Annotated in this window: 26 protein-coding genes; 19 read left to right on the top strand and 7 right to left on the bottom strand. The window is 43.2% G+C overall.

Annotated elements, in window-relative coordinates:
• The first annotated feature begins 18 nt into the window (after positions 1-18).
• The gene (locus tag ABIC84_RS01445) at positions 19-894 is read left to right on the top strand and encodes a DNA adenine methylase (protein WP_429262452.1); all 876 of its coding nucleotides are present in this window, start codon (positions 19-21) and stop codon (positions 892-894) included.
• Positions 895-904: 10 nt separating this feature from the next.
• Here the strand turns inward: ABIC84_RS01445 and ABIC84_RS01440 are convergent, their stop codons facing one another.
• From ABIC84_RS01440 to ABIC84_RS01420, 5 genes are all read right to left on the bottom strand, one after another.
• Positions 905-1,669, bottom strand: a complete 765-nt coding sequence (locus ABIC84_RS01440; protein WP_429262451.1) for a hypothetical protein — start codon at positions 1,667-1,669, stop codon at positions 905-907.
• Positions 1,670-1,862: 193 nt separating this feature from the next.
• Complete coding sequence (locus ABIC84_RS01435; RefSeq protein WP_429262450.1) at positions 1,863-2,102, bottom strand: hypothetical protein; 240 nt, start codon at positions 2,100-2,102, stop codon at positions 1,863-1,865.
• Positions 2,103-2,105: 3 nt separating this feature from the next.
• Positions 2,106-3,170, bottom strand: coding sequence for a DUF932 domain-containing protein (locus ABIC84_RS01430; protein WP_429262449.1), 1,065 nt, complete (start codon positions 3,168-3,170; stop codon positions 2,106-2,108).
• Between the two features lie 5 nt (positions 3,171-3,175).
• Positions 3,176-3,343, bottom strand: coding sequence for a hypothetical protein (locus tag ABIC84_RS01425; protein WP_429262448.1), 168 nt, complete (start codon positions 3,341-3,343; stop codon positions 3,176-3,178).
• 195 nt (positions 3,344-3,538) lie between these two features.
• Positions 3,539-4,147, bottom strand: coding sequence for a hypothetical protein (locus tag ABIC84_RS01420; RefSeq protein WP_429262447.1), 609 nt, complete (start codon positions 4,145-4,147; stop codon positions 3,539-3,541).
• A gap of 599 nt (positions 4,148-4,746) precedes the next feature.
• Here ABIC84_RS01420 and ABIC84_RS01415 point away from each other — a divergent pair.
• On the top strand, positions 4,747-5,571 hold the full coding sequence (locus tag ABIC84_RS01415) for an alpha/beta fold hydrolase (protein WP_429262446.1): 825 nt from the start codon (positions 4,747-4,749) through the stop codon (positions 5,569-5,571).
• A 99-nt stretch (positions 5,572-5,670) separates the two neighbouring features.
• Here ABIC84_RS01415 and ABIC84_RS01410 read toward each other — a convergent pair whose 3' ends face one another.
• A complete protein-coding gene (locus ABIC84_RS01410; RefSeq protein ID WP_429262445.1) occupies positions 5,671-6,027 on the bottom strand; it encodes a winged helix-turn-helix transcriptional regulator in 357 nt (118 codons plus the stop codon).
• A gap of 94 nt (positions 6,028-6,121) precedes the next feature.
• Between ABIC84_RS01410 and ABIC84_RS01405 the strand changes: the two genes are divergently transcribed.
• The 15 genes from ABIC84_RS01405 to traK all read left to right on the top strand — a co-directional run bounded on the left by ABIC84_RS01405 (position 6,122) and on the right by traK (position 17,882).
• Entirely contained in the window at positions 6,122-6,874 is a 753-nt protein-coding gene (locus ABIC84_RS01405; RefSeq protein ID WP_429262444.1) for an SDR family NAD(P)-dependent oxidoreductase, read from the top strand.
• A gap of 192 nt (positions 6,875-7,066) precedes the next feature.
• A complete protein-coding gene (locus tag ABIC84_RS01400; protein WP_429262443.1) occupies positions 7,067-7,828 on the top strand; it encodes a DUF6597 domain-containing transcriptional factor in 762 nt (253 codons plus the stop codon).
• A 27-nt stretch (positions 7,829-7,855) separates the two neighbouring features.
• Complete coding sequence (locus ABIC84_RS01395) at positions 7,856-8,419, top strand: NADPH-dependent FMN reductase (RefSeq protein WP_429262442.1); 564 nt, start codon at positions 7,856-7,858, stop codon at positions 8,417-8,419.
• A 12-nt stretch (positions 8,420-8,431) separates the two neighbouring features.
• Positions 8,432-8,791, top strand: coding sequence for a nuclear transport factor 2 family protein (locus tag ABIC84_RS01390; protein ID WP_429262441.1), 360 nt, complete (start codon positions 8,432-8,434; stop codon positions 8,789-8,791).
• Between the two features lie 522 nt (positions 8,792-9,313).
• Positions 9,314-10,180: an RteC domain-containing protein gene (locus tag ABIC84_RS01385; RefSeq protein WP_429262440.1), complete on the top strand. Its 867-nt coding sequence runs from the start codon at positions 9,314-9,316 to the stop codon at positions 10,178-10,180.
• A 146-nt stretch (positions 10,181-10,326) separates the two neighbouring features.
• Positions 10,327-10,830 carry a hypothetical protein gene (locus tag ABIC84_RS01380; protein ID WP_429262439.1) on the top strand — a complete coding sequence of 168 codons (504 nt, stop codon included), beginning with the start codon at positions 10,327-10,329 and terminating at the stop codon, positions 10,828-10,830.
• 4 nt (positions 10,831-10,834) lie between these two features.
• The gene (locus ABIC84_RS01375; protein ID WP_429262438.1) at positions 10,835-11,131 is read left to right on the top strand and encodes a DUF4134 domain-containing protein; all 297 of its coding nucleotides are present in this window, start codon (positions 10,835-10,837) and stop codon (positions 11,129-11,131) included.
• Entirely contained in the window at positions 11,128-11,436 is a 309-nt protein-coding gene (locus ABIC84_RS01370) for a DUF4133 domain-containing protein (RefSeq protein WP_429262437.1), read from the top strand. Before ABIC84_RS01375 ends, ABIC84_RS01370 begins: the two co-directional genes overlap by 4 nt.
• A complete protein-coding gene (locus tag ABIC84_RS01365) occupies positions 11,423-13,882 on the top strand; it encodes a TraG family conjugative transposon ATPase (protein ID WP_429262436.1) in 2,460 nt (819 codons plus the stop codon). Before ABIC84_RS01370 ends, ABIC84_RS01365 begins: the two co-directional genes overlap by 14 nt.
• Positions 13,879-14,175: a hypothetical protein gene (locus ABIC84_RS01360; RefSeq protein ID WP_429262435.1), complete on the top strand. Its 297-nt coding sequence runs from the start codon at positions 13,879-13,881 to the stop codon at positions 14,173-14,175. Before ABIC84_RS01365 ends, ABIC84_RS01360 begins: the two co-directional genes overlap by 4 nt.
• Complete coding sequence (locus ABIC84_RS01355; protein ID WP_429262434.1) at positions 14,172-14,822, top strand: conjugal transfer protein TraI; 651 nt, start codon at positions 14,172-14,174, stop codon at positions 14,820-14,822. The genes ABIC84_RS01360 and ABIC84_RS01355 overlap by 4 nt, the downstream gene beginning before the upstream one ends.
• Positions 14,809-15,438 (top strand): hypothetical protein, encoded by a 630-nt coding sequence (locus tag ABIC84_RS01350; RefSeq protein ID WP_429262433.1) that lies wholly within the window; start codon positions 14,809-14,811, stop codon positions 15,436-15,438. Before ABIC84_RS01355 ends, ABIC84_RS01350 begins: the two co-directional genes overlap by 14 nt.
• Positions 15,425-16,048 carry a TerB family tellurite resistance protein gene (locus ABIC84_RS01345; RefSeq protein WP_429262432.1) on the top strand — a complete coding sequence of 208 codons (624 nt, stop codon included), beginning with the start codon at positions 15,425-15,427 and terminating at the stop codon, positions 16,046-16,048. The genes ABIC84_RS01350 and ABIC84_RS01345 overlap by 14 nt, the downstream gene beginning before the upstream one ends.
• 5 nt (positions 16,049-16,053) lie before the next feature.
• The gene (gene traJ / locus ABIC84_RS01340) at positions 16,054-17,259 is read left to right on the top strand and encodes a conjugative transposon protein TraJ (RefSeq protein ID WP_429262431.1); all 1,206 of its coding nucleotides are present in this window, start codon (positions 16,054-16,056) and stop codon (positions 17,257-17,259) included.
• 5 nt (positions 17,260-17,264) lie between these two features.
• Complete coding sequence (traK, locus tag ABIC84_RS01335) at positions 17,265-17,882, top strand: conjugative transposon protein TraK (protein WP_429262430.1); 618 nt, start codon at positions 17,265-17,267, stop codon at positions 17,880-17,882.
• 5 nt (positions 17,883-17,887) lie between these two features.
• On the opposite strand, the gene ABIC84_RS01330 is transcribed toward traK, so the two are convergent.
• Positions 17,888-18,016, bottom strand: a complete 129-nt coding sequence (locus ABIC84_RS01330) for a hypothetical protein (protein ID WP_429262429.1) — start codon at positions 18,014-18,016, stop codon at positions 17,888-17,890.
• A 46-nt stretch (positions 18,017-18,062) separates the two neighbouring features.
• Here ABIC84_RS01330 and traM point away from each other — a divergent pair, with 46 nt between their 5' ends.
• The gene (gene traM / locus ABIC84_RS01325) at positions 18,063-19,085 is read left to right on the top strand and encodes a conjugative transposon protein TraM (protein ID WP_429262428.1); all 1,023 of its coding nucleotides are present in this window, start codon (positions 18,063-18,065) and stop codon (positions 19,083-19,085) included.
• 20 nt (positions 19,086-19,105) lie between these two features.
• Positions 19,106-19,864: a hypothetical protein gene (locus ABIC84_RS01320; protein ID WP_429262427.1), complete on the top strand. Its 759-nt coding sequence runs from the start codon at positions 19,106-19,108 to the stop codon at positions 19,862-19,864.
• The last annotated feature ends 287 nt before the right edge of the window (positions 19,865-20,151 follow it).

Here is a 20,151-nt window from a genome sequence, read left to right as displayed (position 1 = left end):
TGGCTCAAAACAAATTCATTGAACTCAGAACCTGCAATAATTCCTAAGTCTACTTTTACCCCGCCTAAAGTTCAATTTTTGAAATGGGTAGGCAGCAAACATAAGTTTGCATCGGAAATGGTGCAATTCTTTCCTGATGAGTTTAAGATATATCATGAACCATTTCTCGGCAGCGGATCGATACTTGCAACTTTAGCACCGGACATTGGATATGCCTCAGATATCTATCCTCCTTTAATTGAAATATGGCAGACGTTAAAAGAAAATCCTACAGAGGTTATTAATTGGTATGAGGCTCGATACAATAAGTTTTCATCTGGTGACAGAAAAGAACAATACGAGTCTATAAAGGCTGACTTCAACAATAGGCCTAATGGCCCCGATTTTCTATTCCTCACGCGTGCTTGTTGGGGAGGAGTAATTCGGTTTCGCAAGCTTGACGGATATATGTCTACGCCTGTGGGTTGGCATGAGCCAATTAATGTAGCATCATTTACCTTACGCGTAAATGAATGGCATAATCGTATAAAGAATGTAACTTTTAACTGTGAAGATTATAAAGAATCTTTTAATCGGGCCTCTGCTGGAGATTTAATTTACTGCGATCCACCTTATCAAAATAGCCAGTCGATCTTGTACGGATCTCAACGATTTGATTTTAGCGAACTGCTTGAGTGTATTGCCAACGCAAAACAAAGGGGTATTTATGTTGCAATGAGCATAGATGGTCATAGCCGTTCAGGAGTAATTCAAGAAAACCTTAAAATACCACTAGGGATATTTGAAAGAGAAATTGATATTAATAACAGAATTTCTATGTTGTTACGATTTAAAAAAGTTGGTCAAAAGTTGACAACGGAAAGAGATACGGAAAAATTGTTCTTAACTTATTAGAAGTATTTTTTTATTGCGTAAGGTTAATATTCATTCGATTTTGTGCCCAGCCTGTAATGAAATTATATGCAACCTTTTGTACTTTATTTAGTCGAGACAAAACCAGCTCGATATGCTCAACATCAACTGGGATAATCCCGTGAGCAATTTGATCCCTCAGTTTATTATGCGAGTCTATCCACCTCTCAGTTCCGTCAATTTCGGGCCAATTAACTTGATCGTTACCCCATAGCATATTAAAACAATCGTAAATCTGATTAATTATACCAGCACGGGTTCGGTCATTTTGTTGATGATAGCCTGATGCTACTACGCTTATAGCATTCCAAAATCCCATATATTTATCAAAAGCATCATCTGTATATAGTCCTTTGCGATACCAATTCAGCGCCCTTAACAACTTTGTCTCGTGAAGATTTAAGTTTCTGGAATGATCGAAACAAAATCTAATCTCTCCTTCATCGACTATTGCTCGAATAGCGTTTTTATCTGTTGTGGATCTGTGGTCGTTTAGAGACACATTTAGAGGGCCATTTATGCGAACAGCTAAAATATCTAACATTTTGCCAATGAATAATAAAGCAACTTTATAGGCTCGATCTTGATCAATCGTGAAAACAGTTACTGTGAATATGGCTCCTGCCGGATGTTTCTGGACAATAATATCGCTTTGAAAAATATTATCTCTTACCAATTCTTTTTCTGCGTTAAATCTTAAATGGCCGTTAATTGTAATTGGCCCGCTGACAAGCAATTCTACTTTGTAAGTTCTCATAAACTAAAGGTAATGTAATAGAAAATTTTAACAGCATTTTTTTGAGAACAAAGCGCCCCCTGTTTGCACCGCTAAAAACGATCAGCAATGTAAACAGGGGGCGTATCGGGGCCGGCATCGCGGGCCCGCCGGGCATTTTTCAAAAACCTTAATTCTTATTATGTTATCACATATAAAACGACAGCACCTATTATTAATAACGCACCGATAGGTTCAATAACTTTTCGAAAGTAGTTATAAACAACGCCTGACTGTAACTCCTGAAATGTTGCAGGCCTGCAATATTACGGCGGTTAAACCTGCGCCTGCCGATAAGGTAACGTAGCAATAATCCAATAAGCAGTAATATGATGGCGTAAATGGTCAGGTGGTCGGGATAATGAGTTATATGTTCATAACTGTAGGATTTAATAAAATGGGGCGTGAGCCCCATTTATCAGTTTAAAATCAGTTGTGTTTCCCCCGTGCGTTCAAATTCTTTGCAAAGTTGGAAGGCGGTTTGTGTTTTGGCTAAGCCGTTGCCAAATAGGATAGATTTTAATTTGGTTTCTTCGTCTTTGTAAGATTTCACATTTTGCATAAAACCACTGACAGCGTTGTACGCACCAAACAGCGTTCCCCGTGTGGTGTCCATTTGTTGGGTGGGATGGCTAAAGGCAAACTCGGTAACCTTTTCAACGGTGTTTAAAAACTGGCTGGAAAACTCGTCCATGTTTTCGCCGTCAATGATTTTCTGCAAAACCTCTTTGCTCGGTGCCATTGCTTGCTGTATCAACTTTAACACTTCTTTATCGGTTATCCGCACCTTTGCCCAACGGTTGAAAATGGTGTTTAACTGGTCGCTAATAGTGTTGGTTATACCCATGACCTCGTGCGCCTGTTTTAAGCGCTCCTGCGCGCTTTGAGTGTGGCGTATCTTAACCGAGTTAGTCATGTTCCCTAAAGCGGCGTTGAGGGTGTTATTACAAACGATACGGATAGGTGTAAACGCTGCGGTAATACTGCCGTAACCATCATGCGAAGTAGTTAAGAAAAGGTATTTTTCTATCAGGTCGTTATTACCAACCCGAATATAGTCGGGTAATTTAGCGGTAATAAAAATGCGCTCCCCGTTGCCCAATGCGCCACAGGTTTCATATAATATGCCGTCACCACCGCCGACGATGGCATCAAAAAAACTAAAAGCGTCCCGGTTCTGCACGACTTCATAGTCATTACCAACTACACCTAATACCTGCTCCGTGTCTGCCCTGACTGTGGCGAAGTAATTCGGGACTTCTATGTCGGGTATCGCTTCATCATTGTTCCATAGGTGGTTATTGGTATCGTGGGTAAACAGGGGGCGTTTCTCTACGATATAATCCAGTCCTGCAAATCGTATCGCTTCGCTACTGGTCGGGTAATGGTCAATGATCTGCCCTAAGTTATGCCAGGCTTTTTCTTTTACGCTCATAAAACTGTGCTTGCCTGTTTTCTCGTTAAAATTTATTTGGTGTGCCATGTTGTTTATTTTTTAGTTTTTAATTCCATTATTTCCGTTTCGGTAACTTCCACATTCGCCGTACTGCCGATAAAATAGGCCGTATTGGTTTGCAGTTCTTCGATAGCATCGTGGATATTGACTAAACCTGTCCTGATCTTTACCTTAATCAGCAGGTACACGGTATCTTCCATTGCATTAATCTTGATAGTTATTTAAAAAGTCGTTGTATTCAAACTGAAACTGTGCAGGATTTTCTTTGGCTAAAGTTTCTGCGTACCCCTCCCAAAATATTTGGTTGGTGAACTCTATAAATTGCTCGTACATCTTAATTCCTGTTTTTAGTGAAACCTTAAAAAATGCCCCCGCTCACGCAGGGGCATAATTGCTTAATTAGTTGGGAAAACGATGTTTGCTTCAATTTCACCCAATTTTTCATGGCAGGCATCAAAAATGAATTGTGTTACCATGCGGATAAGGTTCGGTGTGTTAGTGGTAAACTCACGGCCTTTATCATCTTTGATAATTAGTTTGCAACCCTGATATGGGTTGACCTCTAACTCGTCGTTTTCCTCGATCAGTTTCACTTCAAAATCCTCTAAGGTTTTGATGCGGGCAATCAAGGCCAAACGCTGGATGGTCAGGCGGTGCAGATTTCCTACAGATTTTAAGGTCTGCTCTAAATTCATGGCAGGTTTGATGTATTTTATCTCACCTTCGGGTGCTTCCTGCGCTACTGCTTGCCCTTGTAGTTCGGGTGCAGGGTTAGCGGGTTCGTTATCCACTGTAGCGGTATCACCGCCCTTTGTTTCGGGAGCTTGGGTCTGCGCAACTGGCGCAACCTCGGCGGGCTTTTTATCTTTTGGTGGTTCATCCTGTTTGGCTTCTTTACCTGTGATGTTAGGGCGGTTTTCGGTTCTTGGTGCGTTAGTTGATTTTGCATTTGCGCCTTGCACTTTGTTTGCATTTTTCTCTGCTGTGTTCATTTTGTTAAGCATTAAAGAGTTAAAAATTTTGTTGTTTATTTCTCTCTTTCGCCTCTATCCCGTAAAAGCTTTTTCCAAAAGAAAAAGGAGAAAAAGAAAGCAGAATTTTCCAGGCACGTCACACAGCAAAAAGGAAACGGAATAATTGGAGGGGACCCCTTGGGGAGGCAGCCGTTTATGCCGTAGTCTTTTTGCAGACTATCAGCAAGCTTCCGGCAGCAGTGCCGAATTTTGATTTGTTTTTCTCCTTCTTTTGGGAACAGCGATCAAAGCTAAAACACTTCAAGTGTCTCGCAAGTGCAGAGGCATTTGAGACTAATGGCACGAATGGCGACGCTTTTGCGCCATAAAAGGGCTTGTTTTGAACGACAGTGAATATCAAGCGCAGCGTTAGGGATTGGCGGCGGCATCCTCCGGAGGAGATACAGCAGAAAGCCCGGACCGAAGGTAATGCTGTAATTGTTATTTTTTTGTGATATTAGTCTGATAAATGCCTTTGCACTGTGAGCTTTTTAGGGGCCATAAAAAAATGAAAAATCCTATAAATTTTTATATGAGATTTTGCTTTTTACACCGACACCAGCTCAACTGTAAAAGTTGCCAATAGCCTTATGGAAATAGAAAAATACGTAAATTCTAAAGATGGAACTAGAATTGGTTACCGACAAATTGGAAACGGCGAAGGATTAATCATTGTTCACGGTAGCGGAAGAATTTCTGAAAATTATCGTAATCTAGCAGGGAAGCTTGCACAAAAATTTACGGTCTATACCATCGACAGACGCGGACGCGGACTAAGCGGTGACTGGACTACAAATCACAGCATAAAAACTGAGGTCGAAGATCTTACGGCACTGGTAGCGGCTACTCAAGCCAAGTTTATTTTTGGCCATAGTTTTGGCGGCGTTATTTCTTTGCAGGCCGCGATGCCATGCAACATCCAACGGCTGGCGGTTTATGAACCGCCGATTTCTATAAACAACTCTATCCCTTTTTCTTGGCTACCCGAATTTGAAAAAGCGTTGTCAAGAAATGAAAAAGTTAAAGCGATGGCCATATTTCTAAATGCTCTTCCTCCACCCAATATTAGTAAGTTCCCGAAAGTAGCTTACATGCTATTAGGATATGTCGTTAAGTTTTTGGAGCGAAAAAAGGCTAATCAGGTCAAAATGCTCAATTTACTATATACGATACCGCCCGATTTAAAAATCGTTAAATCATTGGATTTCAATGTCAATACCTATAAAAGTATGAGTGTAAAAACGCTTTTAATGAGCGGCACGGGTAGCCAAATTTTTTTTCAGAAATCCGTAGAGGCATTAGGTGAAGTGCTTCCAAATGCACAGACTGAAATCTTTGAAGGTTTCGACCATTATTCCCCTGAAGAAAGGGTTGAGCAAATTGCTACTTCCTTGGTGAACTTCCTCGTTGAATAAAATGCTTTCAAACAAGCGTATAGGTTAGATAAAGAATTTATCACTTACCGCCTGTAGGCTGAATGCATATCTTTACCGTCCTACTAGAAATAGTTAATGCTATTTAGTCAAATTTTTATGTTTGTTGCCCCAAGCGCTTAACTGCTTGAATATTGGCAAAAAATCCAATGCCATAGGCGTTAGTTCATATTCTACGCGCGGAGGTACTTCTGCATATACCGTCCGTTTAACCAATCCATCGCTTTCTAATGCACGCAATTGTAGTGTTAGCATTCGCTCGGTGATTAAAGGGAATATTTTACTTAACTCGCTAAATCTCAATTTTCGGTCGCTTAATTTATCAATGATCAATATCTTCCATCTACCGCCGATCTTATTGACCGCATAGGTAAGGTCACACTCCGTTAGGAAGCTTTCATTAAGAGTAAATGTTGAATTCAATTTACGTTTTGCCATTACTTACATTTTTGTATGTACCACACAATTAGTTGTCAACGGATAAAAATAGACGTTGCCTCATAAATTTGAAAGCACAATAAACAAAATAACAATGGACTTACATTTAAAAGGAAAGACAGCAGTAATAACAGGAGCCAGTCAGGGTATAGGAAAAGCTATTGCCCGCGAATTAGCCCTGGAGGGCGTGAAAGTTTTTGCCGTAGGCAGAAATGAGCAATTGTTGCAAACGTTACAACACGAAATTGAAGCTCTAGGGGGCATTGTACCGGCGACTTTCGCTCAGAATTTGGTCGAGCCGGACGGCCCGCAGAAGATATCAGAAGCGGCGTTATCAGTGCTTGGACAAGTTGATATTCTGATTAACAATGCAGGACGGAGCCAGGCAGTAGATGTTATTGGCCCTGAAGAACTATGGATTGAATCCATGACGCTCGATTTCGACCGTCATCGTCAATTGACACAAGCTTTATTACCAGATATGATTGCGCGAAAAAAGGGAACAATCTTAAATGTAACCAGTACTTATGAATTGCGCTTTCTCAATGTTTCATCCATTGCTAAAGCAGCTATCGTAATGTGGTCAAAACAACTTGCCGGACAATTGGGACAGCATGGCATTAGAGTGAATTGTTTGCAACCTGGTCTTATTGACACGGAAAATACAAGGCGGATATTTACTCCGGAAGAGCGAAAGACACATTCCGCTCAAGAAATTCCATTAGGCGATTTTGGTGAGCCCGAAGACATGGCTAATATGGCGGCCTTTTTGGTTTCTCAACGTGCCGGCTATATAACAGGGACGGTTTCTGTAGTAGATGGAGGTGCGCGACGCTATGCTTTTTAATGACCCGGTTTTAAAACAAGACGGTTATTCATGTTTAAGCATATTTACGTATTAATGGATTGTAGCCATCTCGAAACTGCAAAGTAGCGAATGGACATTTCTTTTGATGCATGATTGGTAATAACTCATTGAGGAATGAAGTTCATATGAAACACAGCCCCGCATTTGTTGTTTAATATTAATCCATGGCATATGATAAATCAAAATGCATTAAAATATCAACGTCAGATACCTACAGGGTTCCTCGCAGACCTTGTTAGCTCTTTTTGGACATTGGAGAATACTGCGGATGAAGATCAGATCGTTACAGTACTTCCAGATGGCTACTTCGACATTTTATTTAATTCTGCAAATGGAAAGCCGTTCAAAGGGATGTTAATTGGGCTTTCCAGCAGACCGCAGGAATACATTATGGAGGGGCGCTCAGTTACTTTCTCTATAAGTCTTAAACTCACAGCCGCTGAGTTCATTTTAAAAAAAACGATTCGCCACCTTCGTGATACCTATGAATATCTACCCCAGGATTCGGCATGGTATAATTGTTTGAATAAACCCTCCTTGGAGATTTTCGTAAATGCCGTTACCGATTTTATGTACGGTCTTCTTGATCATCCAATAAACGAAAAAAAACTCCAGCTATTCAACAATATATACCGAACTAATGGTGATGTAAGTATAAACAAATTATCTGCAAGTATTCACTGGAGTAGCCGACAGATCAACCGCTATTTTCAAGAATATTTTGGATTGTCACTAAAAACTTATTGCAGCATTTTGCGATTTCGGGCAACTTTTGAGCAACTCCATAACGGTAAGCTTTTCCCGCCGAATAATTACTACGATCAGGCGCATTTCATTCGGGAAGTAAATAAATTTTCAAAAACCACTCCTCGACATCTCGCAAAAAATGCCGATGACCGATTTATACAATTAGCTACGCTGAATGCTTCTTAATTTTGCTTTGTATTTAAAATCATTGTCATGAAATACCATGTCATCGGCCTTTGCGGCAGTTTACGTAAGGAATCCTTTACACTGAAATTGCTAAAGGCTTTTAAAAAAAGCGCACCAGACGGGGTTCAATTTGATATTATTGATTTATCAGGGCTTCCTTTAATTAATGAAGATCTAGAATCTGAACTCCCTGAGACAGTCACAGAGCTTCATCGAGTTATTAAGGGTGCGCATGCCGTGCTGTTTGCCACTCCAGAGTATAATAGATCATACTCACCTGTTATCAAAAATGCGATTGATTGGGGTTCACGTCCCGAAGGAAAGAACAACTGGGATGGTAAGCCTGCCGGTGTCATTGGATGTTCGCCATATCAATTAGGAGCTTTCGGCGCCGTCAATCATTTACGCCAGGTGCTGATGTACGTAAATATGCCTGTCCTGCAGCAACCGGAATTTTATTTAGGTAGTATTGGCCGTAAACTTACTTCAAATGGAAATATCAATGATGACGACACCCAGAAACATATAAACGACTATTGGGTAGCCTTTGTACAGTGGATTAAAGGCAACACTAATTCTTTCAACTATTAACAATAATCTGCTATGACTCAATTAAAAAAATCAACAACGAGCATCGCGAAAGAAGTGGTACTAAACTTTTTAAACGCAATAAATGAAGAAAACTTTGAAGCCGCAAAAAAGCACGCGCAATCTGATATGAAGTTTGATGGCGTACTTGGTCAGCGAGACAGCGCCGAAGCGTATTTCAAAGACATGGAAAAGATGAAAATGAAGTATGACATAAAAAAGGCATTTGCCGACGGTGATGACGTTTGCATACTTTCAGATATTACTATGGGCAACGTTACGATGTTTACTTGCAGTTGGTACCGTTTGGATGGCGGGAAAATAAAATCGCTTAAAGTTGTTTTCGATCCGCGGCCGGCACTTGAAAAAAAGTGAAGCACTAATGAAATTTCCATCCGTCTGAAGCGTAAATTTTAATTAAAGCTGTCAGATAATTTAGGATCTGTAATATTTTGATATTGATTTATAAATTAACAACGAGAAAAATGGAGAAATAGTTTTGTCAGAGCTTCAGTAAGATATGAAGCTGTTTAACGAAAAAGTGAAAGGCTTAATAAAGATCGTCAACTGATTGATTATATTTGGCTCAACCTTACTTGATACGAAAAACAGCGATACCGAAGCTACATATAACATTTGATTGCGTTACTACGCTCCCGAGATCATAAAACTGGTAATTTTAAAAGACGGGAACAAGTGCAATGCCTGCCGCTGTGCGGGCTTGCTTGTTCTGTCTTACAGGTATACCAGTACCTTTGATCTCAGTTCAATGTCTTGTCCGCACTGCCACAGGCCGACAATCAAATCAGGCGTTCCAGCCTAAATCACTAACTTTTATCTATCTAGCGAAGACGTGAAAGCGTACCGCTAATGTTTTATTCTTTTCTCAACCTTATCATGAAAACATTTACAGACCGCTTCTACAGCGCAATGGAAAACCAATTAGCCGAAATCACCTTATCCGGCCAACCTCCTACCGAGCAATATAAGCAATCCATTAAGGTCTGTAAGAAGGCCATGACCAAACTCAAGAACTATATCTCCAGCTATGCTTTTGAGAACACTGCCGAAGAAGTTAATTTCTTTAAAGAGATCAAGCCGCAATTTTACAGCAAGTACATCTACTATATCAACGTCTATAACTTCCTGACCCAACGGCCAACCGGCGGGGAGAATATACAGCAAGACTATATCAAGATGCACCTGTTCGAGTTGAAGACCTTCTTCGACCATAACCGGGCATTTTACAGCTATTACCGTTCAGGTAACACGCTGTTGGACGAAGTTTATTATACCCGTGGCGGTTTTGATGTTCATGCGGAGTTGGAAGATTTTGAAGAAGATGAACAATACAGCACCAGCCACGACTATAAACTTTCAAAGATCATTGCTCATGAAAAATTCCAGGAATATCTGAACCTTGAACTGGCGAGGCTAGGAAATGAAGATTTTGTAGCTTTAAACGGCAAGAAAGTTTTCCCCTTTCCTCACCCGCAATGGACGGCCAGCCAGACTGATGCCGCTGAACTATTATACTCCCTGCAAACTTCCTGCGCAGTAAATAATGGGAATATTGATATCAAAGACCTGGTACTGATCTGGGAGTTCATCTTCCAAATGGAGATCAAAGAGCCCTACCATAAGCTCATCGATGTAGCCAAACGCCAAAAAGAGATGTTCGTATTCCTCACCCGGTTGCGTAACAGCTTATGGAGTTTCATCAAGGAAAAATTTAAAAAAGGTTTACCGCCTGGTAACGAATAAACAATATTGCGATCCATTTAGGGCTTTAACAGTTCATCCCTGTTTAATAATCACCCAACCCGTTCATAGGTGGGGTGATATGTTTTTTTACACTCACCACCTTTGATCTACCGACGGCATGGGGCCGCCGGGTAAATCAAATGTCTATGCTTAACTCCATATCCTGGCAGCAATACATTGCTGCCGTTCTGCTGCTCAGTGCAGCTTGGTACGCCTACGTTGGCCTACACTATTTCCAACCCGAAATTTCAGCGTTCCTTAAGATCAAAAAACCGAAGGCCTCAGCAGTACCAGCTGTCGCTAACCAAACCAATACGGTCATGGGCAGTATCCAGGCTGATTCCGACACCGGCGCATACCAATCCGATGAATTGGTTTTTAGTAACGCGCATCCTGATGATGTAAGCGAAGAAACTTTACCCAAAGGCCCAAGCGATGATCTGCTGGCTGAAGCGCAAGTTTTGGTGACCGCTTATGAAGGCAATGATAACAAAACCGAATTCCTCTCGCTCTTGCAGCAACTGGTCAACAGTTACGAAGTTTTCCGTGACGAGATCAGCCTGCCCCGCGTGATCGAATCCCTCAAACAATTTGCCCAGGCTAAACTGCCGTTTCGCCTGAATGACACTGAATGGCCACTAAATTTTTAAATCAATGAAAAAGCAATTTCAATTATTTGCCATGGCGATGCTGATCGCCATCACCGCATCAGCCCAGGACGGGAATGCGGGTATCAATGAAGCGACCAACCAGGTTAAAAGTTACTTCGCTACCGGCACCAATCTGATGTATGCCATAGGCGCCATTGTGGGCCTGGTTGGTGCTATCAAGGTTTACAAAAAATGGAATGATGGCGAACATGATACCGGTAAAGTGGCCTCCAGCTGGTTCGGCAGCTGTATCTTCCTGGTCGTAGTTGCTACAGTACTCAAATCATTCTTTGGTGTATGAGTTACCAGATCAACAAAGGGATTAACCGCCCAATAGAATTTAAGGGGCTGAAGGCACAATATATTGGTTACTTAGGCGGTGGCCTAGTCGTGTTACTGGTCTTGTTCGCGATCCTTTACCTGGTCGGTCTGGCCGTCTACCTATGTATCATTATCATCCTTGGTTTAGGCAGCCTGTTATTTCACCAGGTATTTAGCCTTAGCCATCGCTACGGTGAACATGGCTTAATGAAGCGAAATGCCTGTAAGCACCTGCCCACTTATTTGAAATTTAAAACAAGGAGATTATTCTATGAAAAGCGCTGAACAAGTTTTCCCGATTTACAAAGTGGAGCATGATGCCCTGGTATCAATGCAAGGTGATTTGAGCATTGGTTTTGAACTGATCTTACCGGAGTTGTTCACCCTATCTAATGATGAGTATATGAACTTCCATCAAACCTGGGTCAAGGCGATCAAGCTGCTGCCAAAGAACAGCATCTTGCATAAACAGGATTGGTTCGTTGAAGATCAGTATCAGGCCAGCTTCGGCGACAAAACATTTTTGAGCCATGCCAGTGAGCGCTTTTTTAACGAGCGCCCTTACCTCGCCCACCGCTGCTATGTGATACTCACTAAAAAGCCGGACAACTTCAAAACCGTAACCAGCGCATCGAGTAGCTTATTACGGAAACATATCACACCATCCGAAGCCACATCAGCCGAACTATTCCGTGATTTTGCGGATAGCGCCGGCCAATTTAAACGCCTGCTGGAAGATAGCGGACTTGTCCGCGTCAGGCGTTTAAGCAATAATGACCTGGCCGGAACATTAGTAGCGCCCGGTGTATTGGAGCAATACTGTTTCCTCGTTAGCGCCGACGATGAACCCATATTAAAAGATATTCATTTAAAGGACGGCATCAGGATCGGTGACAATTTTTGCCAGCTCTATACTTTAGCCGAGGCGGAACATCTGCCCGGGCTGGTTGGCCCGCGCATCACCTATGACCGATACAGCACAGATAAGACAAAATTCAGCACGGGCTTTGCCAGTCCTATCGGTGCCTTGCTCAACTGCAATCACATCTATAACCAATATTTATTTATCGAAGATGGCGCTAAAACCCTGAAAAAACTGGAAGCTAAAAAACTAAGGTTGCAATCTTTGTCAGCGTATTCCCGTGAAAACGCTATTGGCCGCGACGCTACGCAGGAATTCTTGAATGAAGCCATCAGCCAGCAAAGGCAACCAATAAAAGCACATTTCAATATCCTTGCCTGGACAGATGATAAAACGGAACTCAAAGACATCAGGAACAAGGTCAGTTCTGCATTGGCGCAATTGGATGCGCAGCCCAAACAGGAAACCGATGGTGCGCCGCAGATCTGGTGGGCCGGTCTGCCAGGCAACAGTGGTAATTTCCCGATGAACGATACCTTTGATACATTCGCTGAGCAAGCGACCTGTTTCTTTAACCTCGAAACTAATTACCGTTCATCACTATCACCCTGCGGTATCCGACTCGGCGACCGTTTGAGTGGTAAGCCTTTGCACGTTGACCTGAGTGATGAACCCATGAAAAATGGCATCACCACCAATCGTAACAAGTTCATTTTAGGACCTTCGGGCAGCGGTAAATCGTTTTTTACCAACCACCTGCTGCGCAGCTATTATGAACAGGATGCACACATCGTACTGGTCGATGTTGGGCACAGTTATGAAGGACTTTGCGAATTTGTGGACGGTTATTACTTTACTTATTCAGAAGATAACCCGATCAGCTTTAATCCTTTTTATGTAGGTGCCGGTGACGTGCTGGACACGGAAAAACGGGAAAGCATCAAAGCCATGATCCTGGCTTTATGGAAAAAGGAAGACGAAGGGGTTTTAAGATCGGAGTATATCGCCATCAGCGACGCACTTTTCAATTACTACGAATCTAACCCGGAATTCGCTTGCTTCAATTCGTTTTACGAATTCTTAAAAGGGCCGTTTTACGAAACGATGAAAAATAGCAGAGTGAAGGATCAGCATTTTGACATCGATAACCTGCTCTTTGTCTTAAAGCCTTATTACAAAGGTGGCGAATATGATTACTTGCTAAACGCGACGGAAAACCTTGACCTGCTGCACCGCCGTTTTATTGTCTTCGAGCTGGATAATATCAAAGACCATCCGATCCTGTTTCCGGTGGTTACGCTCATCATCATGGAGACCTTCGTTTCTAAAATGCGCAAGCTGCCCAAAGAGACCCGTAAAATGATATTGATCGAGGAAGCCTGGAAAGCCATTGCCCGTGAAGGTATGGCCGAGTACATCAAATACCTGTTTAAAACAGTCAGGAAATATTTTGGCGAGGCTTTGGTGGTAACACAGGATATTGAAGATATCATCAGTTCGCCGGTCGTTAAACAAGCCATTATTAATAACAGCGATTGCAAGATACTTTTAGATCAGCGCAAGTACCAAAACGACTTTCCAAAAATTCAGCAACTCTTAGGTATCACCGATAAAGAGACCGCGCTCATCATGAGCATGAACCGCGCCAACGACGAGCGCTACCGCTATAAGGAAGTTTTCATCAGCCTCAACGGCCAGCTCTCCAGGGTTTATCGTACCGAAGTCAGCCGGGAAGAATATTGGACGTACACCACCGAATCAGCCGAAAAGGCGAAAGTTAAAGCCTACAAAAAGAAATATGGCGACATCCGCAAGGCGATAGCCATCCTGGTACAAGAAGAACACGACACTAAACACACTGCAGCATGAAAAAGCTCCTATTGATCGTGCTGCTATTCGCAGCCTGCAAGTTCCGTGCAAACCATGATGGAACCTATGTCAGTCACACTCAGGGACAATTTTCAATTGCCGACGATACCTTGATCGTGGCCGATACCGTAGTTCTAAACCATACGGGTTTTCAAAAGATCCGTAACGGCGAGGTAAAACCCAAAGCCTATAAAAGCCGCAAATGGACTTTGAACAGTCCCGATGCGCCGGTGATGCAGATCAGCGATGGCCAAATTATCATCGGTTCGACTACTTACAAAAAACTGCCATGAAAAAGTTAATTATCATTACCCTGCTGTTGGTATCGTTTCGCAGCCAGGCGCAATACCAGATCGTAACGACTGTGGTCAAAAAGGTCATCAAAGCCATTGACCTGAAGGTACAGCGGATGCAAAATCAAACAATCTGGTTACAGAACGCGCAAAAGACCCTGGAAAATGAACTATCCAAATTCCGGCTTAACGAGATATCCAATTGGTCGCAAAAGCAGAAAACGCTATATGACGACTACTATCAGGAGTTATGGAAAGTAAAATCAACCATCGCCTACTATCAGCGCATTAAAGATCTGACGGTTAAACAGGTTGCAATGGTTGGCGAATACCAAAGGGCCTGGAAGCTGTTTCAGTCCGATAAGCACTTCAAACCTGACGAGATCATCCAGATGCAGCGGGTGTATGTAGGCATATTGGATGCCAGCGCTAAGAATTTAGATCAGGTCATGCTGGCCATCAACCCCGGAAAAACGCAGATGAGCGACCAGCAGCGCTTAGAAGCCATCAACCAGGCAGGTGACCGTTTGGACGAAAATTACAGCGACCTGAAACAATATAATAATCAAAATATGATCGTCAGCCTGCACCGCAGCAAGGACATTAACGAGCTACAAACAGTAAAGAATTATTATGGCCTGCATTAAATTCACCCTCATCGCACTGTTGCTCATGGGCAGCGCGCGGGCACAGACCTTTGCGGAATGGTTCAGCCAAAAGAAAACGCAAAAGAAGTACTTGTTACAGCAAATCGCTGCCTTGCAAGTATATAGTGGCTATGTGAAAACAGGTTACAATATTGCTAAGGGTGGCCTGGGCTCAATTGGCGGTTACATCACCAATGAAAACGGCTTGCATACCGATTATTACACCCGTTTAAAAACCGTAAACACCACCGTAAAAAACAACCCGCAGGTCAATGATATCATACGCTGGCAAGGCGATATTTTAAAGCAAACCGGTGCTATCCAAAAGCAAACCGGACTGACCAGCAATGAAAGTTCTTATACGAAGAAAGTTTGCCAGTCCCTGCTGCAAGATTGCGATGCCCGTATCAATGACCTTATGCTTATCCTTTCTGACAATAAAGCTGAAATGAGTGATGAAGAACGCATCACGCTAATAGCCAGGTTGCATCAGGCCATGCAGGATAACTATCGTTTTGCCGCCAGCTTCCGCTCACAGTTGCGGATCTATGTGGGCAATAAAGCGCAGGAAAAACAGGATAACCAAACATTAAAAAAATTGTATGCGAACCGTTAAGATCATCCTCCTTTTACTTGGCCTTAGCCTGGGCGCTAAAGCACAAAGTGACGAATTGCAACAGCTCATGCTTAATATTGAGAAGCTCACGCAATTCAAAGCCATCCTGTCTGATATGAAACAGGGTTACCAGATCTATCAGCAGGCTTATGGCACCATTTCCAATTTATCGAAAGGAAATTTCGATCTGCATAATATTTATCTCACCGGCCTGATGGCCGTTAATCCGGCGGTCAGGAACAACCCACGGGTCGGCCAGATCATGAGCCAGCAAAGCGATATCCTTAATGAATATAAACGCTACTCTAACCTATTCCGGCAAAGCGGTTCATTTAACAGCAACGAATTAAATTATATGAATAATGTTTTTAACCAGCTCGTCAAGCAAAGCAATGCTAATATTGATGAACTCGCTAATGTGACGACTGCTAACAAATTGCGCATGACGGATGACGACCGCCTGCGGGCGATTGACCGAATTTACCTCAGCAGTTCCGATCAGCTCCAATTCCTGCGCTATTTTAACCGCAAAGCTGTCATGCTCAGCCTCCAGCGCAGAAAAGATAACAGCGACACCCAAACCCTCAAACGGCTCTACGGCCTTAAATAAATAACATGAAAAAGAAGCTTTTAACAAGTGCCTTACTGGCGCTAACGGGGATGTTTTTTCCATTATTTTCCAGGGCCGACGGCTTGGCAGATGATATTCAGGGACTGCAAGGCGTCCTGAACAATGTTTATAACGATATGCTGCCTATGTGCAGCCAATTGATCGGTGTCGCCCGTGGTATAGCCGGTTTTGGCGCACTCTGGTACATCGCGGCCAGGGTCTGGCGGCACCTCGCCAACGCGGAGCCGGTCGACTTTTACCCCTTAATGCGCCCGTTTGCTTTAGGGATGGCCATCCTCTTGTTCCCAACCGTCATCGCCGTGATCAATGGCATCATGAACCCGGTCGTTGCCGCTACTGGCGGCATGGTCAAAAATTCCGATGCGGCTATAGCCAAATTATTAGCGCAAAAACAAGCGGCCATCGAAAAAACGGATTCCTGGCAGATGTATGTTGGCGATGATGGTGAGGGCGACCGGGACAAATGGTATAAATACACACACCCCGATGACCCCAATGGCGATAAAGAAGGTGTTTTTTCCGGTCTGGGCAATGACGTGAAATTCGCTATGGATAAGGCCAGCTACAAATTTCGCAACAGTGTGAAGCAATGGATGTCTGAAATCCTAGAGGTGGTTTATGAAGCAGCCTCACTATGCATTAACACGATCCGCACCTTTTACCTGATCGTACTGGCCATACTCGGCCCGCTGGTATTTGGCCTGGCTGTATTTGACGGCTTCCAACATACGCTGACCACCTGGCTCGCAAAATACCTCAACGTATTTTTGTGGTTACCTGTCGCCAATATTTTCGGCAGTATCATCGGCAAGGTGCAGGAAAATATGCTCAAACTGGACATCCAGCAGGTACAAAGCGCTGGTGACACCTTTTTCAGTTCGACCGATACGGCATACCTTATCTTTTTACTCATTGGCATCGTCGGCTATTTCACCGTTCCGGCAGTAGCTGGCTATATCATCAACCCCGGTGGTGGTAACGGCCTTTTAAATAAAGTCACCAATCTCACCGGCATCAGCCTGAGTTCCATCAAATCCAGCTCCTATGGCGCCGGTATGGCCGCAGGTGAACGCATGGCGCAAGGTGCAACCAATCTAATCAATGCGCCCGGCCATATCGCAGATGGCTACCGCTCAGCCGGTTCCAATAATGTCCAATCAGAAAAACTAAATGGAAACCCTAAAAAATAAAGACCATGTTTACACACCTCAGAAATATCGAAACCGCTTTTCAGCAAAATAAACGCATCGTCGCATTGGTCATATTAACCAGCGCAATCATATCCATCGCAGCTATTTATTTCTCCTTTGCGGCCTATCAAAAAGCATCAGCACATATCTATGTGCTGGCTAATGGTAAAGCCTTGGAAGCCATCTCAGCGGAACGGAAGGACAATATCCCTGTAGAAGCGCGTGACCACATTAAAATGTTCCACCATTACTTTTTTACCCTTGACCCCGACGAAAAAGTGATCGAAAGCAACATGAGCAAGGCTCTATACCTGGCTGATGAAAGTGCCCGTAACCAGTATAGCGGTTTAAAAGAAAAAAGCTATTACAACAACCTTATCTCCGGCAATATTAGCCAGCAGATACGGGTGGACAGCATTCAGTTGAATATGAACAGCTACCCTTATGCTTTTAAATGCTTTGCTACGGAAAAGCTGATACGGGCCACGTCCACCATTAACAAGTTATTGGTCACGCAAGGCTATCTGCGCAACGTCAGCCGTTCCGATAATAACCCGCACGGTTTCCTGATCGAAAAATGGGAAACTATCGCTAACCGCGACACCACTATTGACACGCCATGAAAAAATTACAGCGATGGTTCAATACCCTGCCGGTCAAACGGCAAAAGCTTTGGTTGGTGATATTCTGCCTGGTTTTCACTTTGCTGCTTTTGCTCAGTATCGGCTTCCAGCAATTCAACCTGAATACGGGCCATATCCTACAACCAAGGATAAAAACAGAAACACTAAAACATCAATAACATGAAAAAGCAACGCAAATTCTTGTTGGTATTGCCATTAATGGTAATACCATTTATGACCATGGCCTTTTGGGCTTTAGGTGGTGGTAAAACCACCAACCCGCAAATCGAGAATGCTCGCGGACTGGACACCGATCTGCCGCAAGCACAGTTTAAAGACAAGGCTCAAACTGATAAAATGGCGGTTTACCAGGCGGCACAGCACGATTCCAGCCAAAATGGTGTCAGCCCCGCTTTCCTCAAATCAATGGGACTGGACAAAAATAATACGGGCAAAACTGATTCGGTGATGACCACCGATGACCAGACCATCAAAATACAAGCTAAACTGGCACAGTTAAACAAGCAACTTAATCAACCACAGGAAACGCGCCCAACACAAACTTACGACGAACCTGATCCGCAACAGGTCAAGCAGCTTAAAAAGATGATGCGCAACATGAATGGCAACGGCAACCAACCCGACCCTGAAATGCAGCAACTTAACAAAATGCTGGACAAGATACAGGCCATTCAAAACCCATCGAACGTTAAGAGTGAGCCTCGAAAAAATGAGGTTGCCGCTCCATTCCGTGCGGTACCGGCACTAATCGATGGTAAGCAAAAAGTAGTGGATGGTGCCGCTGTAAAGCTAAAGCTAACCGACAGCGTTACTTTAAAAGGCCAGTTCTTGCCTAAAGGGCAGCAACTGTTCGGCGTATGCCAAGTCACCAATCAAAGACTGTTATTAATCATCCAAAATATCAGGCTGGATAAGCAGATCATCCCGGTCAACTTAACCGTCTTTAGCCTTGACGGTATGCCAGGCATTCCGGCACCGGAAGCCGAATTCGGCAATGCCGCAGGTTCCGGCGCAGACCAAGCGATCCAAAGTATGCAGTTTCTGAGTATGGATCAAAGCCTCGGCGCACAGGCCGCAGCCGGTGGTGTGAACGCCGCTAAGAGCCTGTTCAGCAAAAAAGTAAATAAGATCAAGGTCAAGCTCCAAAACGATTACCCCGTGCTGTTAAAAATCAATAAGTAAGTATCATAAATAATTAAATCATGAACACAGAAAATTTAAATTACCTGCAAAAGCAACTGCTGAACCTGGGGTTCGGCGAAAAGCTGAACGACGAACTGGAAAAGAATTTAAAAGCCGGCAACAAGAAATTTAAGCTGACCGCTGAAAATGAGTACAATCAGCAAAAGGTTGATTACACGCTTTACTTCAAGGCTGGCGACGACCGTACCTTTTTCAATAAATATGACGCTTCCCTGCAAGGTAAGGAAGAAGGGCATACCTTTTATATCAACCGCGGCGGTGCCATCACCGCTAAGGAAGCGTATAATCTCCTGGAAGGCCGCGCAGTTTACAAGCAACTGGAAAGCCTGGACTTGGAGAAATATCATGCCTGGGTGATAATCGATAAGGAGAATAAAACTGATAACGGCCAAAATAAGCTACGCACATTTACCGAGGGGTGGAATTATAAACCTGAACGTGCTGTCGATAAAATGGACATCGTAGGTATCAACGAAGAGGGCAACCGAGATAAATTGATGAAGTCACTGGAAAAAGGTAACCGTCACCAAGTAACCGCTATCAGAGACGGTAAAGAAGTAAAGCTATTTATCGAAGCGAACCCAGCCGAACACCGTGTTAACCTTACCAATTGGAAGGGCGAAGCACAGCAACTGGAGCATTATAAAAAGCCCGAATTGAAAAACGAACCAAATAAAGGTAACAAGCGAGCGCAGAACCAGGAGGATGCGCCTGTAAAAAAGCAAGGCAAAAGTAAAGGCACTAAAATGAAAGTATAGCTTATACTTGCATTTCAAACGGCTGTCATTCTCGATAGCTTATTGTGATAAGGTTTAGGTTGAAAGTCCCCGGCAGCGAGTGTTTTGGGGACTTTTATTTATCTTTAGCTGCCTAATCGTTGTCATGAAAAGTTCGCTTAGCCTGCTGTTACTCTACATTTGCCTTATACTTACTTCACAGTTCAAGGTGCTGCGCAATCCGTAAGCAGAATCTTCAATGTTTTAGGCGTCGTCTTATTTTGTATGGTGACATGCGGCTTGGCTAATAGTATAGGAACATGCAAAGC

It is taken from the genome of Mucilaginibacter sp. 3215 (genome assembly GCF_050433785.1).
Taxonomy (GTDB): domain Bacteria; phylum Bacteroidota; class Bacteroidia; order Sphingobacteriales; family Sphingobacteriaceae; genus Mucilaginibacter.
The sequence above is the reverse complement of the archived record's forward strand: the minus strand, read 5'-3'. Positions and strand labels throughout refer to the sequence as shown.

What these genes read in the sequence shown, in the direction of transcription:
- ABIC84_RS01440 (WP_429262451.1), bottom strand. Translation starts at nt 1,669, where the DNA reads ATGAGAACTTACAAAGTAGAATTGCTTGTCAGCGGGCCAATTACAATT.
- ABIC84_RS01435 (WP_429262450.1), bottom strand. Translation starts at nt 2,102, where the DNA reads ATGGGGCTCACGCCCCATTTTATTAAATCCTACAGTTATGAACATATA.
- ABIC84_RS01430 (WP_429262449.1), bottom strand. Translation starts at nt 3,170, where the DNA reads ATGGCACACCAAATAAATTTTAACGAGAAAACAGGCAAGCACAGTTTT.
- ABIC84_RS01425 (WP_429262448.1), bottom strand. Translation starts at nt 3,343, where the DNA reads ATGGAAGATACCGTGTACCTGCTGATTAAGGTAAAGATCAGGACAGGT.
- ABIC84_RS01420 (WP_429262447.1), bottom strand. Translation starts at nt 4,147, where the DNA reads ATGCTTAACAAAATGAACACAGCAGAGAAAAATGCAAACAAAGTGCAA.
- ABIC84_RS01415 (WP_429262446.1), top strand. Translation starts at nt 4,747, where the DNA reads ATGGAAATAGAAAAATACGTAAATTCTAAAGATGGAACTAGAATTGGT.
- ABIC84_RS01410 (WP_429262445.1), bottom strand. Translation starts at nt 6,027, where the DNA reads ATGGCAAAACGTAAATTGAATTCAACATTTACTCTTAATGAAAGCTTC.
- ABIC84_RS01405 (WP_429262444.1), top strand. Translation starts at nt 6,122, where the DNA reads ATGGACTTACATTTAAAAGGAAAGACAGCAGTAATAACAGGAGCCAGT.
- ABIC84_RS01400 (WP_429262443.1), top strand. Translation starts at nt 7,067, where the DNA reads ATGATAAATCAAAATGCATTAAAATATCAACGTCAGATACCTACAGGG.
- ABIC84_RS01395 (WP_429262442.1), top strand. Translation starts at nt 7,856, where the DNA reads ATGAAATACCATGTCATCGGCCTTTGCGGCAGTTTACGTAAGGAATCC.
- ABIC84_RS01390 (WP_429262441.1), top strand. Translation starts at nt 8,432, where the DNA reads ATGACTCAATTAAAAAAATCAACAACGAGCATCGCGAAAGAAGTGGTA.
- ABIC84_RS01385 (WP_429262440.1), top strand. Translation starts at nt 9,314, where the DNA reads ATGAAAACATTTACAGACCGCTTCTACAGCGCAATGGAAAACCAATTA.
- ABIC84_RS01380 (WP_429262439.1), top strand. Translation starts at nt 10,327, where the DNA reads ATGCTTAACTCCATATCCTGGCAGCAATACATTGCTGCCGTTCTGCTG.
- ABIC84_RS01375 (WP_429262438.1), top strand. Translation starts at nt 10,835, where the DNA reads ATGAAAAAGCAATTTCAATTATTTGCCATGGCGATGCTGATCGCCATC.
- ABIC84_RS01370 (WP_429262437.1), top strand. Translation starts at nt 11,128, where the DNA reads ATGAGTTACCAGATCAACAAAGGGATTAACCGCCCAATAGAATTTAAG.
- ABIC84_RS01365 (WP_429262436.1), top strand. Translation starts at nt 11,423, where the DNA reads ATGAAAAGCGCTGAACAAGTTTTCCCGATTTACAAAGTGGAGCATGAT.
- ABIC84_RS01360 (WP_429262435.1), top strand. Translation starts at nt 13,879, where the DNA reads ATGAAAAAGCTCCTATTGATCGTGCTGCTATTCGCAGCCTGCAAGTTC.
- ABIC84_RS01355 (WP_429262434.1), top strand. Translation starts at nt 14,172, where the DNA reads ATGAAAAAGTTAATTATCATTACCCTGCTGTTGGTATCGTTTCGCAGC.
- ABIC84_RS01350 (WP_429262433.1), top strand. Translation starts at nt 14,809, where the DNA reads ATGGCCTGCATTAAATTCACCCTCATCGCACTGTTGCTCATGGGCAGC.
- ABIC84_RS01345 (WP_429262432.1), top strand. Translation starts at nt 15,425, where the DNA reads ATGCGAACCGTTAAGATCATCCTCCTTTTACTTGGCCTTAGCCTGGGC.
- traJ (WP_429262431.1), top strand. Translation starts at nt 16,054, where the DNA reads ATGAAAAAGAAGCTTTTAACAAGTGCCTTACTGGCGCTAACGGGGATG.
- traK (WP_429262430.1), top strand. Translation starts at nt 17,265, where the DNA reads ATGTTTACACACCTCAGAAATATCGAAACCGCTTTTCAGCAAAATAAA.
- ABIC84_RS01330 (WP_429262429.1), bottom strand. Translation starts at nt 18,016, where the DNA reads ATGGCCCGTATTCAGGTTGAATTGCTGGAAGCCGATACTGAGCAAAAG.
- traM (WP_429262428.1), top strand. Translation starts at nt 18,063, where the DNA reads ATGAAAAAGCAACGCAAATTCTTGTTGGTATTGCCATTAATGGTAATA.
- ABIC84_RS01320 (WP_429262427.1), top strand. Translation starts at nt 19,106, where the DNA reads ATGAACACAGAAAATTTAAATTACCTGCAAAAGCAACTGCTGAACCTG.